Origin of the sequence: Stenotrophomonas sp. SrG (assembly GCF_050031795.1) — a bacterium.
GTDB lineage: Bacteria > Pseudomonadota > Gammaproteobacteria > Xanthomonadales > Xanthomonadaceae > Stenotrophomonas > Stenotrophomonas rhizophila_A.
Genome location: NZ_JBNBBE010001750.1, coordinates 1 through 230 on the forward strand (window position 1 = coordinate 1; position 230 = coordinate 230).

General features: G+C 64.8%; 1 pseudogene. It reads left to right on the top strand.

The features are described from left to right. Nucleotides 1-210: pseudogene (locus tag ACQG3P_RS25260) on the top strand (oxygenase MpaB family protein); the annotation flags it as partial. Nucleotides 211-230: the final 20 nt, after the last annotated feature.

Consider the following 230-nt stretch of genomic DNA (forward strand, 5'->3'; position numbering starts at 1 on the left):
ACGGCGTTCGTGGCATGTACCAGCTACGCGGCGTCGGGCGAAGTGGAGGCGCTGGTCGGGAAGGTGAAGCGCAGCCACGCACACGTGCGCGGGCAGACGCAGGATGGGCAGGCGTATTCGGCCGATGATCCGGCGTTGCTGACCTGGGTGAATGTCACCGAGGCATACTGCTTCATGCAGGGCTACCTGCGTTACTGCCTCGAGGTGCCGTAGCCCATCGACGACCGGTA